This is a genomic window from Aeribacillus composti (genome assembly GCF_031760945.1).
GTDB lineage: Bacteria > Bacillota > Bacilli > Bacillales > Aeribacillaceae > Aeribacillus > Aeribacillus composti.
Map to the genome: position 1 here is coordinate 336,180 of NZ_CP134501.1, position 21,630 is coordinate 357,809.

Consider the following 21,630-nt stretch of genomic DNA (forward strand, 5'->3'; position numbering starts at 1 on the left):
TTCATATTTAATGATTTAATATTCTGTTTAGGAAATTTTTTGCTCTCTCTTCTTTTGGATTGGAGAAAAATTCTTCAGGTGTTGAAACCTCCAATATTTTCCCTTGATCAATAAACACAATTCGGTCTGCAACTTCTCGGGCAAAACCCATTTCGTGTGTTACAACCACCATGGTCATCCCTTCTTTCGCCAGCTTTTTCATGACGTCTAACACTTCTCCGATTGTTTCTGGATCCAGTGCAGAAGTTGGTTCATCAAACAACATGATTTTTGGTTTCATTGCAAGACCACGGGCAATTGCAACACGCTGTTGTTGTCCTCCGGATAGAGAGGATGGATAGGAATTTGCCTTATCAGGTATTCCTACTTTTTCTAAATAGTACATTGCAGTTCTTTCAGCCTCTTCTTTTGCAATTCCTAACACTTTTATAGGAGCCAACGTAATGTTTTGTAGGACGGTTTTGTGAGGATAAAGATGAAAATGTTGAAATACCATCCCGATGTTGCGGCGTAATTTATTTATATCTGTTTTTTTGTCATGAACTTTTACATTATCTACTATTAATTCTCCACTAGAAATTGTTTCAAGCCTGTTAATACAACGAACGAGTGTACTTTTCCCGGATCCTGAAGGACCGATAATGACGACAACTTCCCCTTGTTTAATATGCAGATTGATATTTTGCAGAACATGGAATTTTCCGTAATGTTTATTTACTTCATGGAAAATGATCATTAATCAACCCCCTCCTTTCTATATGTAAATAATTTTTAAAATATTTAACAAATTCTAAATTAATATTAAATTAAATCTACGAAAATCTACAAAAAATTACAAAAACCAAATAAAAAACCTTGTCATATTTTTTTACAAAAGTAGAGAATGGTATAAATGAGTATACTGTTAAAAAATTTTATGTAATGCGGGGCAGATACAATATTTCTGAATGAATTTGGAATTGATAGGGAACCGATTTCCTTTGCGGGAGACTGTCTAGGGGGTCAAATTCTAAAAATATTAACGTTTTTAAACCATAAAAAAGAGGCATCAATAAGCAGTAAACGCAATGAATCTGCCATATATGATTAATTGTTACGTTCTTCGAATTTTCGCTGGAGGGCTTCCTGCGCTTCTGCAAATCTTCACAACTTTTCGTTCTGCCTATTTCTCGCTAAAAGTTTGAAAGGTCAAATATACTGCTTTTTCAGCGGATTCTTAACTGCTTAAACTGTTCATCGGCTTTAGACGTTTCCGAATCTCCTTGATCGCTCGTTGGATGGTATTTATCGTGTACATCACACTTCGATTACTGCTTAGGTTCATGAAGGCGAGACTCAAGATCGGGCTTCTCTTTTAAAATTTACTCAATTATTCCGATGAAAACTGCCGAAACGACTTCCATGCGTTTTCTTTACCCGGAGATCGATTAGACTGATGCCCTTTTGGTGCTAAGATCGAAACTCGGAATTTCAAACGCGAATTTCCCTTTTATAAACATTATACGGGCTCGCTTTAGGAAGCGATCATCAAGACACGGGAAATTAGCATGTGGATGGAAAGTCCCTATTCTCCTGACGATCAGTTGTATGACCAGAAAGAGAAGACATCAAAAATGGCGCAACTGTCCACTATCCAAGCGTTATGCTGTTTTATATTTGGACTACGACGGTTGAAAAAAAGTCATTTATGTAGTGTTAGGAGTAAACGAAAAAGGATATCGCAAAATTTTGGATTTTTTCGTAGGTGGACAAAATTCTGTAAAACCTTTACACAAGAGGTGTCAAGAAGTGCTTTAAGCGTATTCGATGATTGCCAGGACTGGAGGAGCGCTTTATCCGCAAGGCGACGTACAGCGTTGTGTCGTTCACATTGTCTGTCATACTCTTAGCCGTGTAAATTAGAAATAAAAAAGGATCTGGAAATGAAAGCATATGGATTTCGTTTCATATTGGGATGTGTCCACCTGTTCGATTTGATCTCATCCAGCAATCAGTTCTAATTTTTTTTGATTTATCATCATCATTGTGATTTAGAAAAAATGAAAGCATTTACGAAATCCTAAAAAATGATCGCAACAAACATAAATGCTTTATCAATAATATGAAATCGATCGGCTTTTAGGGCCACTTCTTCCCGTATAGATTTGGACGGCGCTTTTTAAGCAAATCGACTTGTGCTTTCTTCTTCTAAACTTTTAAATTGCATGTGTTTTCATACTTCCCGCTGATCGTAAAAACGCATCAAAAAGCCTCTACATTTTGACATTTCTTAAATTTTGCGTATGCCGCTTAATTCCAAAATGTTCATGAAGTTGCCGATAAGGGAGCCTCCTTTCATTTCAAACGAACGATTCACGCTTCAGATCTTCTGAATATGAGTTACATGTTTGATTTTTCACCATAAAAAATCCCCTCTCCGGCAGACTCCTAAGAACACTTTTTTTACTTTCCACCTGGAGGGGATAAAACCACACAGAACCTTCTTTTTTCCCATCCAATGGATCAATGAAAATGATTATGAAAGGAAACGGACAGCGGAATTTGATCTTGGTGTTAACGCTGCTTGTTCAGCGCCGTTCTAAGATTGGCCAACTCGTTTTCAATTTCCGTAAGCTGCTGTTCCGCTTTTTCTATATTTCCTCCGACTGATTCAAGCTTTTCGATGTCCCCTTGAATGCGGATATAGTCAGATTTTAATTCGGCGATTCTTTGTTCAATTTCTTGTTTTGTCATCAATATTCACTCCAATGTATCTGATTTCCTTTTTACCATTTTATCATGAATGTCGGAATGACACCTTACACGATATGAGTGATTCCAACTAAAAATGTATGAGAAGTAACTATTATTTATGAAAGAGTCGAAAATATAATTATTTTTTCCGAAATAAAATAAGGAGAATTTTTGCGCCGTCTCTTTTAAGGGGTTTTTGGAAAAGGAGTAGGAAAAGGAGAATGAAAAATGTTTTGGTGCTGATGGAAAAAAATTTTGACCGAATCTACAAAAACTTTAACGATTTGTGCACAATGTTTGAAGAAAATCATCATTTAGACTACCAATCTTTTGAAACATATCAACAATTACGGAGAAAATTAATAGAAGATGTAAAAGCTCTTGAATATTTTATTGTTGGAACAATGAAATCTAAAGAAAAATAACTTTTCAATTAATAAAGGCTGCTTTGTTGATTTCGTTGCAAAAGATATATGATTTATGAAAAGATAAGTACAAAAAAGAAAAAGAGGAGGCAGGATGAAAAAAATTATAGCGGAAGCATTAAGGGCTGCTGGAGATTTTGGAGTAATCGAAAACATTCGGAAAGTAAGCGGAGGTGATATTAACGAAAGCTATTTTGTACAGACAGAAAACCAAACGTATTTTTTAAAGTACAATTTAGAAGCTCCCGAAGATTTTTTCCGTCTGGAAGCGGAAGGGCTTCAACTGATTAGGGATACTAACACCGTGCGCGTACCGAAGGTGTTTGCTTACTCCGAGAATTCCAACGAGGGATTTTTGATCATGGAATGGGTGAACGGTAAAAAAGATGATAATACAGAAAAGCTGTTAGGCCAAAAGCTGGCAGCTTTACACAAAAGCCATTTTGTATATCACGGATATTCGAAAAACACATATATTGGAACGCTGCCTCAAAGAAACCGCCTTATGTCATCTTGGCTTGAATACTATCGGGACTACCGTTTAAGCGGACAAATGGAAATAGGAATCAAGAAAAATTATATACGTGGTGAACGTGGAAAAAGTTTGGAAACTCTCCTTAATCGCTTGCATGAATGGATTCCAGCAAACGTGGAGGCTTCTCTTTTACACGGCGATTTATGGGGAGGGAATTGGATAGTTGGACCGAATGGGGAACCATTTTTAATTGATCCGTCCGTAATGTATGGAGATCGCCATTTTGAAATTGCCTTTACCGAATTATTTGGCGGCTTTTCCCAAGATTTTTACCGCTCATATGAAGAATATTACCCTCTTTCCGAAAGATATGAGGAAATCAAGCCTTTGTACCAGCTTTATTATTTGCTTGTCCATCTGAATTTGTTTGGGGAATCATATGGTGGAGCAGTAGACCGCATATTAAAAATGTATGTTTAAAAAAGATGAGGACTGAGAACCGTTAGTTTTTTCGGTTTAGACAACTGTTTCCCTTCGTTTTAAGAGCTTGCAGCTCCCTAATTGTGCAAACGATCAAATTTTTTCTTCCAGAAAGAAATGGATAGTTGTCGTCCCTCCCCGAAACTCTTATTTAAAAGCCCGCTCTTCTCAAATAAATTTATAAACGAACGTTTTCATTTTCTAATTCAACTGTAATGTCAAAGCTTCGCTGCCCGGCGTATGCGGTTTATTAGCTGAAAGAGGTTGGAATGCTGAACTCAGCATCAAAAGGCAAGGACTTGAAGCTGACAGCATTTCTATAATAGCTTGGTCCATTTTGTCTCGGTTGATTCGATTTATCCGAAAAATTCCGCCTCTAAACGCGGATGAAGGCAGCCGCATTGCGAGACTGCTGATTTTGGCAATCATATTTATTGTTAAACAAACGTTTGATTAGTAATATAGGTAATTGATAATAATATATGAAGCAAATAAATGTTTCCATAAAATTTTTTATGATAATCTAAAATAAAGGAGTTGATCACATGGCAAAAGTAGCTACTCTTATTACAGACTTGTTCGAAGACAGTGAGTTCACAAGTCCTGCAGAAGCATTTCAATCAGCAGGTCATGAAGTGGTCACAATTGAAAAAGAAGCTGGCAAAAAAGTTAAAGGAAAAAAAGGTGAAGCGGAAGTTAGAATTGACTACTCGATTGATGATGTAAAACCGGACGATTTTGATGCACTTCTTTTGCCGGGAGGTTTCTCGCCGGACATTTTGCGTGCGGATGACCGTTTTGTTTCTTTTGTAAAAGCTATGATGGATGCGAAAAAACCGGTATTTGCTATTTGTCATGGACCTCAGCTGCTAATTTCGGCAAAAGCATTGGAAGGTCGGGATGCAACTGGCTATAAATCAATTCGCGTAGATATGGAGTATGCAGGCGCCAATTATCATGATGAAGAAGTTGTCGTATGCCAAAACCAATTGGTTACAAGCCGCACACCTGCTGACTTAGAAGCATTCAATAGAGAATCATTGAAGCTTTTGGATAAAGTATCAAAGTAAGCGGTGAGAAATTCAAAATTTTTTGCTGAGTGATCTTGGCAAAAACAAACTTCATATATGGCAAAAAACCTGCCTGTTTATGTTTGAACAGGCAGGTTTTTATCATGCAGCAAGACTTTAATATAGAACATCTTTCATCAAACGTTTAATCATAGGTGCCATGAAGAATAAAATAAGGCCAAGAATAATTGAAATCATGCCGATAATGCCAAAATAAACAATTTCTGTTTCAACTGTGTAGTATTTTACAAGCTGGGCATTAATGGCTTGAGCGGCTGCACTAGTTAAAAACCATAGGCTCATTGTTTGTGCTGAAAAAGCCGCTGGAGCAAGCTTTGTAGTTGCTGAAAGTCCTACTGGGGACAAGCACAGCTCTCCGATTACAACAAGGAAGAAGCTAAGTACGAGCCATAAAGGGCTAACTAATGACTCAGTACCGTTTACATAAGCAGGAATGATCATAACTAGAAATGATAGACCGCCAAAAATAAGTCCGAATGCAAACTTGCTCGGTGTTGATGGCTGACGCTTTCCAAGCTTCACCCAAAACCATGCAAAAACCGGCGCCAAAAAGATGATAAATAAAGGGTTCAATGATTGAAACCATGATGATTGCAGTTCAAGTCCTGCATAGGATAATTGGGTGCGCTTATCTGCATAAGTGGCTAAAATAATAGCCCCTTGTTCTTGAATAGCCCAAAAAACTACTGCGGCAATAAAGAGCGGAATGTAAGCAATTACACGCGAACGCTCCACTTCTGTTGTTTTAGGACTCCGGTACATAAATATAAAATAACATGCAGGTATTACAATTCCGAGGATGCTGACAATCATAGTAAAGCTATTTATAGTCAAAAGTCCTGCAGGGATGGTGACAGCTAAAAAGGCGATAATTACTAAAGCGCCGATGCCGAAAATAGTGAATACTTTTTTTCGTTCTTCCGGTTGTAACGGGTTAGGCACCTGTGTTCCAGCGAGACCAAGGTTTTTCTTTTTTGTTAGGACAAATGTCAAAAGCCCGAAAAACATACCAATAGCAGCAAGAGCAAAGCCAAGATGGAAATTATATCCTTGTCCTAAAGTTCCAACAATAATGGGAGCTAAAAATCCACCTAAATTAATACCCATATAAAAAATACTAAACCCTGAATCGCGGCGGGCATCGTTATCTGCATAAAGATCGCCGACAACACTTGATACATTCGGCTTTAAAAGTCCAGTACCAAGAACAATCAGCGTCATGGAAATGAATAAAGCTTCAATATTTCCAGGGAAGGATAAGACGATATGGCCGAGCATGATTAAAATTCCGCCGTAAAAAACAGTTTTGCTTGTCCCTAACAGGCGGTCTGCAATCCATCCTCCAATCGTTCCCGACATATACACGAGAGAACCGTAGATCGCCATAATCGATGCAGCGGTAGCTTCATCTATTCCCAAACCGCCTTTAGAAACTTCATAATACATATAATAAAGAAGTATTGCTCTCATTCCGTAATAGGAAAAACGTTCCCAAAACTCCGTAAAAAACAGCGTAAATAATCCTTTTGGATGTCCAAAAAAACCTTTTTGCGGAAGGCTTTGGACAATCTGCTCCTTTGTTATCATAAAAAATAAACCTCCATTATTTTTATATAATTTTTAAGATGTTTTGAATTGTCCGAAAATAAAAAAATAACCGTCCCACCGCTCTTTAAATAATATTTTAATATAATTAAAACGTCAACTGTTAAAAGTATAAAATTATATATATATAATATTTGAAACAGTTGTAAGTTAGGGAATTTTTAAAAAAAGGGGAGGATACAATATGAAATTGGGGATTGGCAAAAGAAAAAATCGGTTCCCATATAGGTTAAACCGATTTTATCCATGGTCATATTGATGATATTAACGTTAAGATTTCTTTCTATTTATTTCCTCTGCTATCAATTGATACGATTTTGTGCGTTCTTCATAGCTTCCAGTTATTGTTATGATCATCATTTCATCTGCTTCATACCAATTTTCTAATTCATATAAACGGTGAACGACAAATTTTGGATCGCCAATGATCATATTCTTTTGAAACTGTTGAAACTCATCTGAATTCAGCAATTGCTGCTTTGCTTCTTCTTTTAATGGAAAATCAAGTGTTTTTCCTTTATGATGCTGAAGATTCCATAAAAAGCTGCTGAAGGCAATTTGCTTCGCTTTTTCGTTAGTTTCAGCGCATATTGCCGAGACTGTGACAATTGTCTTTGGCTGCTGTTTTCTTTTTTTCTGGAACTGATTTTTATATGTTTGAATAATTTGCCGCCCGTCTTCATTGCTCATAAATTGGCCAAATGCATAGGAAATGCCGTTTTCAGCTGCTAAAAAGGCGCTCTTTATGCTTGTGCCAAGGATCCAAGGTTCAGGAGGAATATTTGGCAAAGGAGAGGCTGAGATGCTCGAAAATAATTCATTTTTTGGATAGTCATTATATAAAAAATGAAGCAGCTCTTGAACGGTTTTCGGCATTTTTTTTACATTTTCGAGATAATTGCCGGATAACGCAATGCTTGATTGAGCGTCTCCTCCGGGGGCCCGCCCGATCCCAAGATCAATGCGGTTAGGAAATAATGTTGCCAGCATATTAAACATTTCCGCAACTTTATACGGCTTATAGTGGGGGAGAAGCGTTGCGCCTGACCCGATGCGAATCGATTTTGTTTTTGCTCCTATAACTGGGAGCATAATTTCTGGAGCGGAGCAGGCAAGTCCGGAAAGATTGTGATGCTCCGCAATCCAGTAGCGGGTATAGCCTAGTTTTTCCGCCAATACGGCCAGTTGAATGGATTGCTCCAACGCCTCTTTTGCTGTTGAGTTGTTCAAAATCGGTGCTTGGTCTAAAATGCTAACCTGCATTATTCGCCAACCTTTCTTCGTATATTAAAAATTTTTTAATGCTTCGCGAATCGGGGTGTTTCCTGAGACTAGGTCAAATGAGCGGCGAAAAGTGTTTTTCTCCGTTATTGATGCAAAAATAACCGAAGCCACATCTTCTCTTGGAATGGCGGCTCTTTCAAGATTTTCGGCAATTTTTATTTTTCCGGTTCCTTTCTCATCCAATAGCGCCCCCGGCCGGACAATTGTATAGTTTAAACGGCTTTGGACAAGGAAACGGTCGGCATAATGCTTGGCAACATAATAATGTTTAATCTTTTCGTTCCAATTTTGTCTATTATGGGCTTGCAGAGCGCTGACCATTATAAACCGTTGAACGCCTGTCTTTTCTGCTGCTTCGATTGTTTTTACGGCACCGTCTAGATCTACTAAAAGAGTTTTATCTGCACCTGTATGTCCGCCTGAACCTGCGGTAAAGACGATCCCTTCCGCTCCTTTGATCGCCTCGGCAATCTGATCGACTGTGCCTTCCAAATCAGCTAAAACCGTCTTGACTCCGATCGAGTCAAAATATTCTTTTTGGTTTTCGTTGCGGATCATTGCTTTCACTGTGTGCTCGTTGCTTTCTTTTAATAAGTGAACAAGAATTTTTCCGATTTTTCCATTGGCGCCAACTACAACAATTTCCATAAACGGACTCTCCTTTCAAACATCGTTTATTAACATTATTCCAGAAGCTGGCTGTTTTCTCAAATGATCGATACATGGTATGTGGTTGATTTTCCCATCGATGGGGATTAGTATATTAATAATTGACTTTTAAGATGTTCAAGGGGGTAAAGGAGGGGTGAGTATGGAACGCTATACGGTAAGGGCAGAAAAAGAAATTTCTATTAAAAAAATGCTCTTGATAGTTGGAATCATCTTTGCTGCTTTTAATTTGCGTCCTGCTATTACTTCGGTCGGACCGCTCATCGGTTATATTCGTGAAGATCTCGGAATCTCCAACGGGGTTGTGGGTTTACTAACGACTATCCCGTTAATCGTTTTTGCGGTTCTTTCGCCATTAGCTCCGAAATTTGCAAGCCGATACGGAAATGAAACGGCGATTTTTGCCGGGTTAGTCGTGCTTCTTGCAGGAATGATTATTCGAACATTCGGAGCGATGATCGGTCTGCTTTTAGGAACTGTATTGATTGGAGTAGGCATTGCCATTGGAAATGTGCTTCTTCCGGGTATTGTAAAAGAACGGTTCCCGGATAAAATCGGACTGATGACAAGCGTTTATTCAACAGCTATGGGTATGCTTGCAGGGATCGCTTCCGGTTTAGCAATTCCGTTGTCGGAAGGATTAAAATTTGGATGGAGAAATGCCTTATTATTTTGGGCAATTTTAGCAATTGTGGCGATATGTTTATGGTTTCCATTAATTAGTGGAAAACAGAGATCCGCGAAACCGCCAATTGAACATATTTCAAATGGTTTTTTGCTCCGGTCGCCGCTGGCATGGCAAGTCACATTTTTTATGGGTCTTCAATCGTTCTTATTTTATAGTATGGTTGCATGGCTTCCTGAAATTTTGCAGGCGGACGGATTAAGTGCTTCAACAGCTGGTTGGATGCTGTTTCTTGTGCAAATTGCTGGCTTGCCGGCAACATTTGTCGCTCCGGCACTGTCGGACAAATATTCAGATCAAAGGCGAATTGTAGCGGTTTTAGGAGCTATTTATTTAGCGGGTCTCGTTGGATTATTGTATGGCGGGCCTCTTTTACTGATTGTCTTTTGGATTATTTTAATCGGTATTGGACAAGGGGCAAGCATTGGGCTCGTATTAGCGCTATTTGGTTTAAGAACAAAAAGCTCCGAGCAAGCTTCCGCTTTATCGGGAATGGCGCAATCAATTGGTTATTTGCTTGCTGCTTTTGGGCCCATTTTAATTGGCGTTTTGTATGACAAAACTCATTCGTGGGTGGTGCCCATTTTATTGTTTATTGCTGTCTGTGTTTTGATGATCATTGCTGGATTGAATGCCGGACGAAATAAGTATGTGTAAAAAGAAACTAAATAAAAAGCCGGGGCAGTTCAAAGTCGTTTTTTTGACTTATTGACTGCCCCTTTTAATGTTTTAGAAACGTTGAAATATCGGTGTTTATGATTTTTTGTTTTCAATGGAATTGACTTTTTGGACAACCCCAAGCTTTTTATTGTATTTGGAAGGTTCCATTTGATAAATGAATGTTCACATCGGCGATGGATGCAATGTTTAAGAAGGGGCTGTCAAGAAAGTCAGTGAAAAACGATTTTCTTGACAGCCCCATTCCAGCTTGTTGATAGTGATTAATAATATTGATTATTCTTCCTCATAATTAACACCTATTGTAACCTCTGTATTTTCAATTGAAAAGTTTACATTCCATCTAGGATGTATTTTAACTTTATTTTCTTCATCAAGTTCTAGGACCCCGTGTATTTCATCATTATTTTTAGAAATGAAAATAACTTGCTTTGTTTCTTCATTTACATAAACATTAATTGATTCATGATAATTAAGTGTAAAACCGTTAAAAGTCATTTTCTTCATAAACTAAATCTACTCCTATTCTTTATTTGGATAACACTTTCCCATTTTTATCTAAAGAAGCTATTCTTTTTTCATCTTTCTTTAATTTCCATACACGTCCACCACGTCCTGCTGTATCTTTTTCTACTGACCACTTCCCATTTTTAAAAGTACCAGAATTTTTAGTTAGAGGTGTATTCCCGTGTTTATCTTTAAAAGAACCTAATTTCACTTTTCCGTTTGAATCTAACAATGATTGTGGTATTCCATAATTAGAAGCAATTACTCTTTTAGGATCATTAAAATAGTTAGAAATAGTTTTATAGAGCCAACTTCCAGCCTTAATAGTAACCCCACCAACTACTATTGCACCAGTCGCTAGTAATGCAACTTGACCAACATCAGGAACAAAATAAATAGCGGGAGCTAATGCAAAGAAAGGTTAAATAGAAGAACCACCATTACCATCACTTAAAACAACAATCTCAGCTGATTTTAAATACTCCTCAAATTCCTCTGGACTATAAAATTTGCCATCTATCAAAACACCATCTTCCAAAACTTCAAAATTAGAAATATCTTGGTTATAAATGATCTCCTCATCTTTAAATTGAGAAGCTTTTACAGTAGATATACCTGCAGTTCCTACAGATGAAAAAATTAAAGCAAAACTAAAATACATTTCATGCGGTTCATATCAAACGTTGCCTTTCAATTTTTGGTTCTTAAAAAGCATTCTTAAAATGTTTAAACAGGTAGAGAAATCACATATCCGATAAAAAACAGCATTGTTAAAAATATTTTTGATTTTCCAACCTTTTTAGCTGTTCTATAAAATCCCTCCTTTAAACTTCCAATTTTATGTAGGTTTTTAGCTATTGGGATACATTTCCATTAATGTTATTATAGTATTATGTTGTTTTCAACCCCTCTATATAACATGAGTCAGTCAAGACTTTGTGGGAACTTTTTTGATTCGCTGAAAAAAGAAGTAAGTCATAGGTTAGCGAACCATTTTTTTGAATTTCATCCGTAAGCGCTTTTGGACTCTCATCTCTTGCCATGACGGGCGAATATGTATACCTTTTTTTACCATACCCTGAATTCAGACAGGGCATGCCTTTTTGTCATTGGCATGGTCAAACAGCTAAAACAACGGTATCTCTTCAACGGAGAACGTTTAACCTTGGAACAACTGTATCGAAAAGCGAAACGAGACATTGGCAAAAAAGAAACACTCGGCTCGATTCACGTAACCTTTCATACGGGTTTACCAGTGAAAATCGTGTTTGTGCGGAATCGAAACAACCAAAGTGAATGGCTGGCCATTTTGAGTACAGATACCACGCTGTCTAATGAAGAAATCGTTCGAATCTATGGGATGCGTTGGGACATCGAAACTTTGTTAAATTCAGTAAATCGTTTTTACATTTAGCCAAAGAGTTTCAAGGTCGTTCCTATGACATGATGATTAGCCATACTACCATTGTCTTCACTCGGTATATCTTGATTGCTTGGCAACTTCGGAAAGAAGAGGATCCAAAGACCATGGGCAACTTATTCTTGTTTCTATGTGACGAAGTAAAGGAGATGGACTTTAAAACGGCTTTACTACAATTGATTTCTCTTTTCCAAACTTTGGCTGAAGCTATTGAATGCCGGACGAAATAAGTATGTGTAAAAAAAAACTAAATAAAAAGACGGGGCAGTTCAAAGTCGTTTTTTCGGCTTATTGACTGCCCCTTTTAATGTTTTAGAAACGTTGATATATCGGTGTTTATGATTGTTTGTTTTCAATGGGGAATTGACTTTTTGGACAAGCCCAAGCTTTTTATTGTATTTGGAAGGTTCCATTTGATAAATGAATGTTCACATCGGCGATGGATGCAATTGTTAAATCGTGCGTCACCATGATGACGCATTTTCCCTCTTGATGTGCTAAATCTTGAAAAATGCGGACGATTTCTTTAGATGTTTGCTCATCCAAGTTTCCTGTTGGTTCATCCGCGACAATTAACTGCGACTCGCAGCAAAGAGCGCGGGCAATGGAAACTCTTTGCTGTTGTCCTCCGCTTAGTGTCAGTACTTTTTGCTTTGCTTGGTCCTGCGAAATCCCCATTTGTTCTAATGTTTTTAGTGCAATTTGTTTATATGGCTTTTTAGAGGATTTCGTTATTTCCATTGCCGCAACGACGTTTTGCAATGCTGTCATATAAGGAAGCAGGTTGTATGATTGAAAGACGATTGAGACGTATTGATTGCGAAATTTGGAATAGCCGATTTTTTTTAAATCCTTGCCCTCGTATAAAATAGCCCCTTCTTTTGGAGAATCAAGAGCACCGGCAAGAGCTAAAAATGTGGATTTTCCCGCACCGCTTGGACCAGTAATTGTGTAAAATGTACCTTTTTCAAAATCAATATTGATCTTTTTTAAGATTTCTACTTTTTTTTGATCTCTGCTATACCAATAGCTAACATCTTGAAATTTCAACAATGCACTCATTTGATCCCCTTCTTTTCTTAGTCTTGTTTAGTTAAAATCACCTTCGGATGCAGTCGCAAAACGGACAGCGATGGAATAAATGATGATAAAACGGCAATTAACATTCCGATAGACGACAGCATGCCTAAATCTTTCGGTGTTATTGCGATTTCTAAGTCATCAATTGTTTCCACGTTAGCTGCTTGCCCTCTCATTCCTACACTGCCTCCCATTCCTGGTCGAAAGGATGGAGGTGTATTCATCTGCTCTTGCTGGGCCAGCTCTTGCGCTAATAATTGATCGCTGATCTTGCCGGCCACCACATTTCCGCATGCGCTTGAAATTCCGATGGCGAGAACGGCTACAATCAATATTTCTGCGACAAATTGACCGATGAGCTTCCATCTTTTCTCCCCAAGAGAAAGAAGAACACCCATCTCGTATTTCCGTTCGCGGATTGACAGCATGACAATCAGTCCAAGAATGACAGCCCCTGAAATCGTCACTAAGTAAACGACATTTTTTGAAAATGACGCGACATTGTTGATTGGTCCGACCATTTGATTGTATAGCTGATCATTTGCATCAAGCTTGAATGTATCGAAGTCTATGCTCGAATTTTTCTTCGCTTTTTGAATAAACGAGTCTATTTCCGCGGGATCTTTCATGTAATAAACAGCGCGGTCAATGGTATTTTCATAGTCTTCACCTTTCAGTGTGTTCGCGACAGTATATGGAACGTACAATTTGTTGTAAGGGTTCATAAAAGAAAAATTCATTCCTTGATCTTGTTCGTTTGTGGTTGTCTCATAAATGCCAATGATTTTTAATTCAATCGTTTTTTCCTCTTCATTGGCACCTTTTACCGTAATCGTATCACCGACAGTTAAGTCGTTTTCATCCGCCAATGTTTTTTCGATGACCACAACATTTTTTCCTAATGATTGATCGGTAATATGTTCACCTTCTACCAATGTAGAATCTCCGTTCATAAATTCTTCGACAGCATCAGTAAAAACGACGCCTTGCAGACTGATATCAGATTGAAACATTGGATTTCCATTTTCCCCAAAGGGACCTCTGTTTTCTGTTTCCTCATCCGAATCACTTGTGTCTTCATTTTCAATTGGATCAAAGTCTTCAGCAATTCCGTTTGTCGACGAATATAAGTTATAACCTTTTACTTCTGAGTATGTAGATAATTCTTCTGCCGATTTTACCGGAATGGGTTCAAGCTGAAACCTCGTCCGTTCACCTTCCGATTGCTGCTGATTCCGCATTTTTTCCATATCCATCTGCAAGGTCACTTCTCCTCCCAGCTTTTCCTTCGCTAAATCACTGGCTTTCTTTGCTGCACTTTCGATCGCCAGACCGGAAAGGACAAGTAAGCAAATGATGGTGAAAATAAACAGTTGTAAAAGGCTCTTTCCTTTTCTAGCCCATACGCTTAACAACGACCTTTTAAAAAAATTCATCTAATCTTACCTCCTTCGTGATTGTCAACGATAAGCATATTGGAAACATATGAACAATTTATGAAAAATCTATGTTCGAAAGTTTAATTTTTTAAAAGAGAAGTTGAAGTAGTTGCTTCCCTTTCTTTACTCGTTTATCTTGAAAATAAGAGTTGTTTTAGCGGGAGGAAGAGAAATGAAAATTTTAGTGATCGAAGATAATGAAAGCGTCTGTTCGATGCTAAATATGTTTTTTATAAAGGAAGGGATTGAAGGGGAATTTGTCCATGATGGACTTGAAGGCTACCAATCCGCTAAGAGTGGCAATTGGGACTTGCTCATCATCGATTGGATGCTTCCCGGAATGGATGGAGTCACGCTTTGCAGAAAATTAAGAGAAGAAGAACACTCCGTTCCGATCATCATGCTGACCGCTAAAGACAGTGAATCCGATCAAGTGATCGGACTTGAAATGGGAGCCGATGATTATGTCACGAAACCGTTTAGCCCGATTGCACTAATGGCGAGAATAAAGGCAGTGGCGAGAAGATATAACAAGCAAGAACCTCGTCAAAAAAACATTGTGACAACCAAACACTTTAAAGTGGACAAAGATGCAAGAGAAGCGTATTTTAAAGGACAATCGATTAATAACCTAACTCCAAAAGAGTTTGACCTCCTTTATCATTTTCTCACACATCCGCGCCAAGTATTTACGAGAGAGCAGTTGCTGGAAAGTATATGGGGGTATCAATTTTACGGGGATGAAAGAACGGTTGATGTCCACATGAAAAGGCTGAGAAAGAAGCTCGGGCCTGAAGCGCAAAACTTCCTTCACACGGTTTGGGGGGTGGGATATAAATTCGACGAATCGGTGAAGCACGATGAAACTTAAATATATGTATCAGCTGCTTATTAGCCATATAGGAGTTTTAGTCATTGCATTCTTGATTTTGAGCTTTTCCTTTGCAAAATATGTTGAAAACTATGTTTATCAAAATAAAGTAGAAGAATTGATTGCCTACGGCCAAAACATTTTACATGATTATAGCCGCGATAATTGGGGCGGAAACCGGATTTTGGATCAATACCGGCAGGTGCTGAGGACACGAAATATTATGTTCAGTGTGTTTAATCAACAAGGCGAAATTTTTTATCCGGAAGCTGGCTTTTTCCCGCGGTTCACAATGTCAGAAAAAGAATGGGAGAGTTTGGAGGATGGCAAAATTGTCGTGGTCAAGCAAGATTTAAAACGGTTTGATCAGGCGGTATCCTTCGTTTCTTTGCCATTCATCGTGAACGGGGAGCTGATGGGAGGAGTTCTCCTAGTTTCGCCGATAAGCGGTTCAAGAGAGACCATCAGCGACATTAATCAGTTTTTATTTTATACAATTTTAATTTCGTTGACGGTTTCATTTTTGCTAAGCGGTCTTTTATCGAAGCTGCATGTTCGGAGAATTCAGAGGATTCGTGAAGCAACGTCAATGGTGTCATCTGGAAACTATGACGTCCAGGTGAATGCCTCCAAAATCGATGAAATTGGTGAGCTGGCAAGCGACTTTAATGAAATGGTAAAAAAGCTTAAAGCTTCTCAGGAGGAAATAAGCAGGCTTGAAAAAAGAAGGAGACAGTTTATTGCAGATGTTTCTCATGAGTTGAAAACTCCTCTTACAACGATCAGCGGTGTCATTGAAGGATTAAAAAGCGATATGATTCCTGAAGAAGAAAAAGAAAGAGGCATTCAATTAGTAAGCCAAGAGGCAAAAAGGCTGATTCGGCTAGTTAATGAAAATTTGGACTATGAAAAAATTCGGTCGAATCAAGTAAAGCTAAATATAGAACCTATACAGTTAATTGATGTGTTTGAAATTGTGAAGGAACAGCTTCTTTCACAAGCGGAGGAGAAAAATAACATTATGATCATTGAAGCGGATGAAAATGAAATCATTTATGCTGATTATGATCGCCTCATTCAAATTTTGATCAATATTGTTAAAAATAGCATTCAGTTTACACAAAACGGAAAAATATTTTTGCGGGGGAAACCTGGATATAAGGAAACAATCATTGAAATCGAAGATACCGGGATCGGAATGGACGAAAAAGAAATTGAAAACATTTGGCAGAGATTTTACAAAGCAGATCTGTCAAGAACAAACAATAAATACGGGGAATTCGGGTTAGGACTCTCAATTGTGAAGCAGTTAGTGCTCCTGCATCAAGGAGAAATCGACGTGACAAGTAAAAAAGGCAAAGGAACGAAATTTGAGATTAAACTGCCTGTCAAAAGCTAAAGAATCTTGTAGAAGGGATTGGATAATACATGGAGCTTGCATTTCATCGTTCGCCCAATAAATATATCGGGGGAGTATCGATCAAAGTGGAGGATCTTAAGAGATCTATTGCGTTTTACCACAATTTATTGGGTTTTAAAATATTAGAGCAAAAGGAAAATAAAGTCGTTTTTTCTGCTGATGGAAAGAAACCGATATTGATTGTCGAACAACCGGATAATGTCATAAGAAAACAAGTCCGGACGACAGGGTTATATCATTTTGCCATTTTATTGCCGGAAAGGAAAGATTTAGCTAATGCCCTTTATCATCTCATTCAAATGAACTATCCGCTGCAGGGTGCTTCCGATCATTTGGTCAGTGAAGCGGTCTATTTGGCAGACCCGGATGGAAACGGCATTGAAATTTATGCTGATCGAAAGTCGGCGAATTGGGAATGGAATCAAAATCAAGTTGTGATGGACACGATTCCGTTAGATATAAACGATTTATTTTCTGAAAGAGATCCAGAGGGCTGGCAAGGGATGCCTGAAGCAACCATTATTGGTCATGTTCATTTGCATGTTGCCTATTTAGATGAAGCAGAACAATTTTATTGTAAAGGCCTCGGTTTTCAAATGACATCAAAATATGGATCTCATGCATTATTTATTTCTAGCGGAAAATACCATCACCATATTGCGTTAAATACTTGGAATGGTATAGGGGCTCCAAAGCCTCCTGAGAATAGTGTCGGGCTTAAATGGTTCACAATCATTTTGCCGAATAAGGAAGAAAAAGATCAGGTGATCAAGAGATTAAAAGAAATAAATGCACGTATAACTGAAAAAGATGGAAAAATATACACGATCGATCCTTCCGGAAATCAAATTGAAATATCGACAGCTCATTAAAAATCGATCATGAACATGGACGCATTGGCGTCTTTTTTTTTGTGCAAATTTTTCTTGCATTAAGAATAAAAAAACGAAAAATGCAAATATTAACAAGAAATAAAAATGCTGGAGTTAAGCAAAAATGAAATTCAAAAAGATGCTTTTATTTGCTGTTGTTTTGTTGTTGTTATCCGGCTGCTGGAACCGAAGAGAATTAAACACAATTGCCATTCAAGTGGGTTTAGGGATCGATAAAGAAGGAGACCAGTATGTGGTGACCTCGCAAATAGTAAACCCTAGTCAAATTGCCATGCTGATGAGTAAAGGGGATAAAACTCCTGTTATGACTTATCAAGAGAAAGGTCACACCATCATTGAAGCTATACGGCGAATGACCACTGCTGTTCCAAGGAGAATTTACTCGTCTCATTTGCGGATTTTAGTAATCGGTGAGGAATTAGCAAAAGAGGGAATTGGGGAGGTGCTTGATCTTTTGTCACGCGATCATGAAATGAGAACAGATTTTTATATAACTGTTGCAAAGGATGCCAAGGCAGGGGATATTTTAAAAGTTTTAACAGCGTTAGAAGATATCCCGGCGAACCAGCTTTTTAATTCTCTTGAATTATCAGATAAGCAATGGGCGCCGACAATATCTGTAACTCTTGATCAATTGTTATCGGATTTAAGCAGCGAAGGGATCGAAGTGAAACTGACAGGAATATCAGTAGAAGGCAATCAGCAAGTCGGTGAAACGAAAGCCAATTATGAACAAATTGACCCTGAAGCAAAATTAAAATTTAAAGGAATCGCTTTGTTTCACCAAGACCGATTAATAGGCTGGCTGGATGAACAACAGAGCAGAGGACTTCATTATATTATCGGCAAAGTACATCGGACGATCGAAGAAATTTCATGCAAGAATGACGGAAAGATAAGCATTGACATTTTTTCTGCAAAAAGCCAGCTAAAAACAAAAATGCATAAAGGCAATCCCGTTGGTGAAGTTCATATAGAGGCTCAAGGAAATGTAGCGGATGTACAATGCAAGCATCTCACAATAACAAATACAAAAACGATAAGAAAGATAGAAAAAAAGACGGAAGAAGAAATAAAACAAGAAGTTGAAAAAGTTCTTTCGAATGTTCAGCAAGATTACCGAGTCGATGCTTTCGGTTTTGGAAAAGCGTTGTATCGGGACGATTATAAAAATTGGAAAAAAATAAAAAAACATTGGAAGGAAACGTTCACTGAACTTCCAATAAAAACTACTGTTGATGTCAAAATACGAAGAACAGGCACGATCAACAATCCTCCGCTTAACAAGCTGGAGGATTGAGAGCAGGGAAATGGAAGGAATTTTATATGGAAAAAGCAAAAATCGATGGGTTACAGATGTTTTCATTTATATTTTTGTTTCAATTTGGAAGTCTGATTGTCACAGGGCTAGGATTGGAAGTAAAGCAAAATAATTGGATCGCCGTGTTAGTTGTTTCCGGAATTAACATTCTCCTTATTTTAATGATTTACGGTCCAATTTATAATCGTTTTCCAAACCTAACCTTGACAGGAATATTTTTGGAAAACACAGGGAAAATTGTTGGTACAGTGCTTTCAATCATATATAATTTTTATTTTATCTTAATCGCCGGCTTTATATTGCGGGATACTGGGGATAACATCATTAAATATCTTTTGCCTGAAACGCCTATTGAAGTGGTTTTATTGATGGGAGTTTTACTTATTTCTTATTCATGCTTTTTAGGAATTGAAGTGTTCGCAAGAGTTGCCCAGCTGCTTTTCTTTATCATGATCACTCTAGGGATAATGGGAAATTTTTTAGTGTTTGCCTCCGGAATTGTTGATCCAATACATCTTTTGCCAATTTTAGAAGATGGCTTATTTCCTTTAATCAAAGCGGTGTTTCCGTCTATCATTTCTTATAGCGAAATGGTTGTCTTTTTCATGATACTTCCATACTTAAACAAACCTCAGAACGGTGTGCGAATTGGAACGTTATCGGTTTTATTCAGCGGTTTGGCCGTCTCATGGACTTTTGCATTAACTATTGCAGTGCTTGGGGTGTACGGAACGGAATTAGCCGATCTCCCTTTGCTTAATACAGCCCAAAAAATCAATGTCGGCGACTTTTTTCAGAGAATGGATCCGATTGTCATTTTAACTTTATTTATCGGCCTTTTCGTAAAATTAAATATTTTTTTTTATGCAGGAGTTGTAGGAATGGCGGAGCTGTTTAAAAAACAAAAGCACCAGCCTTTTATACTGCCTGCAGCGATTATGATTTTTGTCATTGCAATTGTAAGTGTGGAAAATGAGATTGAAAAAAAAGAGCTTTTTAAGGAAAAGCTTCCATTGTTCATTGAGCTGCCGATTTTAATTATTATTCCTTGTATATTGCTGGTGATCATAGCCATTCGCGGCAAATGGCAAAAAAGAAAGCATCTACAACCTTATTCAAAAGGATCGATGAAGGATGAATGAATTTTTGGTAATAGGTGCATTATTATTAAGTCCCTTGCTGACATATGTGATCGTGTTATTAACTATTCGCCCTCTTATTAAAAGAGCTACTTCATCGTTTACAAAAATTCTCATGGGTGATCCCTATATGGAAAATGTATGGGAAATGGTCAGTGCCTTTACGCGGATAAGTCCAAGGATTGTCGTTGAGAACAGCTTGAGGGCTGCAGAAGGGAAAATTATTGACCGCCCGTTTGGTAGCCCGCGAAAATTTCTTAATTTTGACGGACTCGTCTTTTCACCCGCTCAACTTGCAATTTTTCCTGCAAAAGAGGACGCAAAAGTGGAAATGAAAACGGTTATTGGTCCCTTGGCCAAAAAACCTCTCACAATTGATATGCCTGTTTTGCTTGGCGGGATGGCATACGGTCTTGGCGTAAGCGAACAAGTTCGAATTGCCCAAGCCTGGGGAACGGCCGTTGTCGGAACAGCCTGTAACATTGGTGAAGGGGGATTTTTGCAAGAGGAACGTGAACGGGCAAAGCATTTGATCGTTCAATACCACACTGCGAATTGGGGGAAAAATGCAGATGTATTAAAACAGGCAGATGCTGTGGAAATCCATATTGGACAAGGAGCTTCAGCTGCTGTCCCGTCAAGAATTTCACCTGAATTTTTGCAAGGAAAAGCCCGTGATATATTAGGTTTAAAACCGGATGAGACCGCAGTTATTCCAAGAAGATTCAATGAATGGAACAGTCCGAACGATTTAAGAAAGGTTGTAAAAGAATTAAAACAACTCACTGGAGGAGTCCCGATCGGAATCAAAATTTGTGCAAGCAACAGGCTTGAAGAAGATATTGAATACGGACTTTTGGCAGGTGTGGATTTTATTTCGATTGATGGCGGTCAGGCAGGTACAAAAGGATCGGCGCCGATCATACAAGATGATTTCGGATTGCCGACGATTTATGCATTGACTAGGGCTGTCCACTATATAACAAAAAGAGAAATGAAAGGAAAAGTGAGCTTATTGATTGGCGGCGGAATCCATACTCCCGGGGATGCATTGAAGGCTTTGGCGCTTGGAGCAGACGCTGTTTATTTGGGAACTGCTGCTTTATGGGCAATGACGCATACACAGGTCGTAAAAACAATACCATTTGAGCCACCGACGGTATTGGCCTTTTATAGCGGAAGAATGGCGGATCAATTTAATAAAGAGGAGGCAGCATATTATTTATCTAATTTTTTAACGTCATTTTCGGAAGAAATACAGGTCGCTGTCAAAGGTTTAGGGAAAACAAATGTTCATGATGTGAACCAAAGTGATCTTGTCGCACTTGATGAAACAACAAGTAAAATTACAAAAGTCCCTTTAGCATTTGACCCAAATGAGACCGCTCATATGACTGGAAGCAAAAATTGATTTC

The 21,630-nt window shown here is 38.2% G+C and carries 20 protein-coding genes and 3 pseudogenes; 12 read left to right on the top strand and 11 right to left on the bottom strand.

Features of this window, described 5'->3' with window-relative positions; all coding sequences use genetic code 11:
• Positions 1-7 precede the first annotated feature (7 nt).
• Positions 8-736 carry an amino acid ABC transporter ATP-binding protein gene (locus tag RI196_RS01735; protein ID WP_066247113.1) on the bottom strand — a complete coding sequence of 243 codons (729 nt, stop codon included), beginning with the start codon at positions 734-736 and terminating at the stop codon, positions 8-10.
• A 350-nt stretch (positions 737-1,086) separates the two neighbouring features.
• Positions 1,087-1,333: pseudogene (locus tag RI196_RS01740) on the bottom strand (IS256 family transposase); the annotation flags it as partial.
• A gap of 120 nt (positions 1,334-1,453) precedes the next feature.
• Between RI196_RS01740 and RI196_RS18705 the strand changes: the two are divergent.
• Positions 1,454-1,896: pseudogene (locus RI196_RS18705) on the top strand (transposase); the annotation flags it as partial.
• A gap of 657 nt (positions 1,897-2,553) precedes the next feature.
• On the opposite strand, the gene RI196_RS01745 reads toward RI196_RS18705, so the two are convergent.
• Positions 2,554-2,733 carry an SE1832 family protein gene (locus tag RI196_RS01745; RefSeq protein WP_063388738.1) on the bottom strand — a complete coding sequence of 60 codons (180 nt, stop codon included), beginning with the start codon at positions 2,731-2,733 and terminating at the stop codon, positions 2,554-2,556.
• Between the two features lie 221 nt (positions 2,734-2,954).
• Here RI196_RS01745 and RI196_RS01750 point away from each other — a divergent pair, with 221 nt between their 5' ends.
• From RI196_RS01750 to RI196_RS01760, 3 genes are all read left to right on the top strand, one after another.
• Positions 2,955-3,158, top strand: coding sequence for a hypothetical protein (locus RI196_RS01750; protein ID WP_063388739.1), 204 nt, complete (start codon positions 2,955-2,957; stop codon positions 3,156-3,158).
• A gap of 94 nt (positions 3,159-3,252) precedes the next feature.
• Positions 3,253-4,113 (top strand): fructosamine kinase family protein, encoded by an 861-nt coding sequence (locus RI196_RS01755; protein WP_066247112.1) that lies wholly within the window; start codon positions 3,253-3,255, stop codon positions 4,111-4,113.
• Positions 4,114-4,658: 545 nt separating this feature from the next.
• Positions 4,659-5,183, top strand: a complete 525-nt coding sequence (locus RI196_RS01760) for a type 1 glutamine amidotransferase domain-containing protein (RefSeq protein ID WP_063388741.1) — start codon at positions 4,659-4,661, stop codon at positions 5,181-5,183.
• A 117-nt stretch (positions 5,184-5,300) separates the two neighbouring features.
• Here the strand turns inward: RI196_RS01760 and RI196_RS01765 are convergent, their stop codons facing one another.
• From RI196_RS01765 to RI196_RS01775, 3 genes are all read right to left on the bottom strand, one after another.
• A complete protein-coding gene (locus tag RI196_RS01765; protein WP_311066786.1) occupies positions 5,301-6,791 on the bottom strand; it encodes a peptide MFS transporter in 1,491 nt (496 codons plus the stop codon).
• A 288-nt stretch (positions 6,792-7,079) separates the two neighbouring features.
• Entirely contained in the window at positions 7,080-8,072 is a 993-nt protein-coding gene (locus tag RI196_RS01770) for an LLM class flavin-dependent oxidoreductase (protein ID WP_311066787.1), read from the bottom strand.
• Positions 8,073-8,096: 24 nt separating this feature from the next.
• Positions 8,097-8,741 (bottom strand): SDR family oxidoreductase, encoded by a 645-nt coding sequence (locus RI196_RS01775; RefSeq protein WP_311066788.1) that lies wholly within the window; start codon positions 8,739-8,741, stop codon positions 8,097-8,099.
• A gap of 163 nt (positions 8,742-8,904) precedes the next feature.
• On the opposite strand from RI196_RS01775, the gene RI196_RS01780 reads away from it, so the two are divergent.
• Positions 8,905-10,104 (top strand): CynX/NimT family MFS transporter, encoded by a 1,200-nt coding sequence (locus RI196_RS01780; RefSeq protein ID WP_311066789.1) that lies wholly within the window; start codon positions 8,905-8,907, stop codon positions 10,102-10,104.
• 297 nt (positions 10,105-10,401) lie between these two features.
• Here the strand turns inward: RI196_RS01780 and RI196_RS01785 are convergent, their stop codons facing one another.
• The 3 genes from RI196_RS01785 to RI196_RS01795 form a co-directional block, all read right to left on the bottom strand.
• Positions 10,402-10,632 carry a hypothetical protein gene (locus RI196_RS01785; protein WP_066247105.1) on the bottom strand — a complete coding sequence of 77 codons (231 nt, stop codon included), beginning with the start codon at positions 10,630-10,632 and terminating at the stop codon, positions 10,402-10,404.
• Between the two features lie 22 nt (positions 10,633-10,654).
• On the bottom strand, positions 10,655-10,864 hold the full coding sequence (locus tag RI196_RS01790) for a hypothetical protein (RefSeq protein ID WP_311066790.1): 210 nt from the start codon (positions 10,862-10,864) through the stop codon (positions 10,655-10,657).
• A 189-nt stretch (positions 10,865-11,053) separates the two neighbouring features.
• Positions 11,054-11,293 carry a hypothetical protein gene (locus RI196_RS01795; protein ID WP_311066791.1) on the bottom strand — a complete coding sequence of 80 codons (240 nt, stop codon included), beginning with the start codon at positions 11,291-11,293 and terminating at the stop codon, positions 11,054-11,056.
• A gap of 438 nt (positions 11,294-11,731) precedes the next feature.
• Here RI196_RS01795 and RI196_RS18710 point away from each other — a divergent pair.
• A pseudogene (locus RI196_RS18710) lies at positions 11,732-12,261 on the top strand (IS4 family transposase); the annotation flags it as partial.
• Between the two features lie 181 nt (positions 12,262-12,442).
• Here the strand turns inward: RI196_RS18710 and RI196_RS01805 are convergent.
• Both RI196_RS01805 and RI196_RS01810 read right to left on the bottom strand, forming a co-directional pair.
• Positions 12,443-13,114 carry an ABC transporter ATP-binding protein gene (locus RI196_RS01805; RefSeq protein WP_063388210.1) on the bottom strand — a complete coding sequence of 224 codons (672 nt, stop codon included), beginning with the start codon at positions 13,112-13,114 and terminating at the stop codon, positions 12,443-12,445.
• Between the two features lie 17 nt (positions 13,115-13,131).
• Positions 13,132-14,568 carry an ABC transporter permease gene (locus tag RI196_RS01810; protein WP_311066793.1) on the bottom strand — a complete coding sequence of 479 codons (1,437 nt, stop codon included), beginning with the start codon at positions 14,566-14,568 and terminating at the stop codon, positions 13,132-13,134.
• A 175-nt stretch (positions 14,569-14,743) separates the two neighbouring features.
• Here RI196_RS01810 and RI196_RS01815 point away from each other — a divergent pair, with 175 nt between their 5' ends.
• The 6 genes from RI196_RS01815 (at position 14,744) to RI196_RS01840 (ending at position 21,626) form a co-directional block, all read left to right on the top strand.
• Positions 14,744-15,442, top strand: coding sequence for a response regulator transcription factor (locus RI196_RS01815; protein ID WP_063388212.1), 699 nt, complete (start codon positions 14,744-14,746; stop codon positions 15,440-15,442).
• Entirely contained in the window at positions 15,432-16,841 is a 1,410-nt protein-coding gene (locus RI196_RS01820) for a sensor histidine kinase (RefSeq protein WP_311066794.1), read from the top strand. The genes RI196_RS01815 and RI196_RS01820 overlap by 11 nt, the downstream gene beginning before the upstream one ends.
• Positions 16,842-16,870: 29 nt before the next feature.
• Positions 16,871-17,734 carry a VOC family protein gene (locus tag RI196_RS01825; RefSeq protein WP_311066795.1) on the top strand — a complete coding sequence of 288 codons (864 nt, stop codon included), beginning with the start codon at positions 16,871-16,873 and terminating at the stop codon, positions 17,732-17,734.
• Between the two features lie 124 nt (positions 17,735-17,858).
• On the top strand, positions 17,859-19,055 hold the full coding sequence (locus RI196_RS01830) for a Ger(x)C family spore germination protein (RefSeq protein ID WP_130158686.1): 1,197 nt from the start codon (positions 17,859-17,861) through the stop codon (positions 19,053-19,055).
• A gap of 26 nt (positions 19,056-19,081) precedes the next feature.
• Positions 19,082-20,218 carry a GerAB/ArcD/ProY family transporter gene (locus RI196_RS01835; RefSeq protein ID WP_130158688.1) on the top strand — a complete coding sequence of 379 codons (1,137 nt, stop codon included), beginning with the start codon at positions 19,082-19,084 and terminating at the stop codon, positions 20,216-20,218.
• Positions 20,211-21,626 carry an FMN-binding glutamate synthase family protein gene (locus RI196_RS01840; RefSeq protein WP_311066796.1) on the top strand — a complete coding sequence of 472 codons (1,416 nt, stop codon included), beginning with the start codon at positions 20,211-20,213 and terminating at the stop codon, positions 21,624-21,626. Before RI196_RS01835 ends, RI196_RS01840 begins: the two co-directional genes overlap by 8 nt.
• Positions 21,627-21,630 lie beyond the last annotated feature (4 nt).

Excerpts from the sequence above, each read along its gene's own strand:
- RI196_RS01815 (WP_063388212.1), top strand. The coding sequence starts at position 14,744 with ATGAAAATTTTAGTGATCGAAGATAATGAAAGCGTCTGTTCGATGCTA.
- RI196_RS01775 (WP_311066788.1), bottom strand. The coding sequence starts at position 8,741 with ATGGAAATTGTTGTAGTTGGCGCCAATGGAAAAATCGGAAAAATTCTT.
- RI196_RS01765 (WP_311066786.1), bottom strand. The coding sequence starts at position 6,791 with ATGATAACAAAGGAGCAGATTGTCCAAAGCCTTCCGCAAAAAGGTTTT.
- RI196_RS01830 (WP_130158686.1), top strand. The coding sequence starts at position 17,859 with ATGAAATTCAAAAAGATGCTTTTATTTGCTGTTGTTTTGTTGTTGTTA.
- RI196_RS01805 (WP_063388210.1), bottom strand. The coding sequence starts at position 13,114 with ATGAGTGCATTGTTGAAATTTCAAGATGTTAGCTATTGGTATAGCAGA.
- RI196_RS01760 (WP_063388741.1), top strand. The coding sequence starts at position 4,659 with ATGGCAAAAGTAGCTACTCTTATTACAGACTTGTTCGAAGACAGTGAG.
- RI196_RS01820 (WP_311066794.1), top strand. The coding sequence starts at position 15,432 with ATGAAACTTAAATATATGTATCAGCTGCTTATTAGCCATATAGGAGTT.
- RI196_RS01745 (WP_063388738.1), bottom strand. The coding sequence starts at position 2,733 with ATGACAAAACAAGAAATTGAACAAAGAATCGCCGAATTAAAATCTGAC.
- RI196_RS01750 (WP_063388739.1), top strand. The coding sequence starts at position 2,955 with ATGAAAAATGTTTTGGTGCTGATGGAAAAAAATTTTGACCGAATCTAC.
- RI196_RS01770 (WP_311066787.1), bottom strand. The coding sequence starts at position 8,072 with ATGCAGGTTAGCATTTTAGACCAAGCACCGATTTTGAACAACTCAACA.
- RI196_RS01840 (WP_311066796.1), top strand. The coding sequence starts at position 20,211 with ATGAATGAATTTTTGGTAATAGGTGCATTATTATTAAGTCCCTTGCTG.
- RI196_RS01810 (WP_311066793.1), bottom strand. The coding sequence starts at position 14,568 with ATGAATTTTTTTAAAAGGTCGTTGTTAAGCGTATGGGCTAGAAAAGGA.
- RI196_RS01755 (WP_066247112.1), top strand. The coding sequence starts at position 3,253 with ATGAAAAAAATTATAGCGGAAGCATTAAGGGCTGCTGGAGATTTTGGA.
- RI196_RS01785 (WP_066247105.1), bottom strand. The coding sequence starts at position 10,632 with ATGAAGAAAATGACTTTTAACGGTTTTACACTTAATTATCATGAATCA.
- RI196_RS01835 (WP_130158688.1), top strand. The coding sequence starts at position 19,082 with ATGGAAAAAGCAAAAATCGATGGGTTACAGATGTTTTCATTTATATTT.
- RI196_RS01780 (WP_311066789.1), top strand. The coding sequence starts at position 8,905 with ATGGAACGCTATACGGTAAGGGCAGAAAAAGAAATTTCTATTAAAAAA.
- RI196_RS01825 (WP_311066795.1), top strand. The coding sequence starts at position 16,871 with ATGGAGCTTGCATTTCATCGTTCGCCCAATAAATATATCGGGGGAGTA.
- RI196_RS01735 (WP_066247113.1), bottom strand. The coding sequence starts at position 736 with ATGATCATTTTCCATGAAGTAAATAAACATTACGGAAAATTCCATGTT.
- RI196_RS01795 (WP_311066791.1), bottom strand. The coding sequence starts at position 11,293 with ATGTATTTTAGTTTTGCTTTAATTTTTTCATCTGTAGGAACTGCAGGT.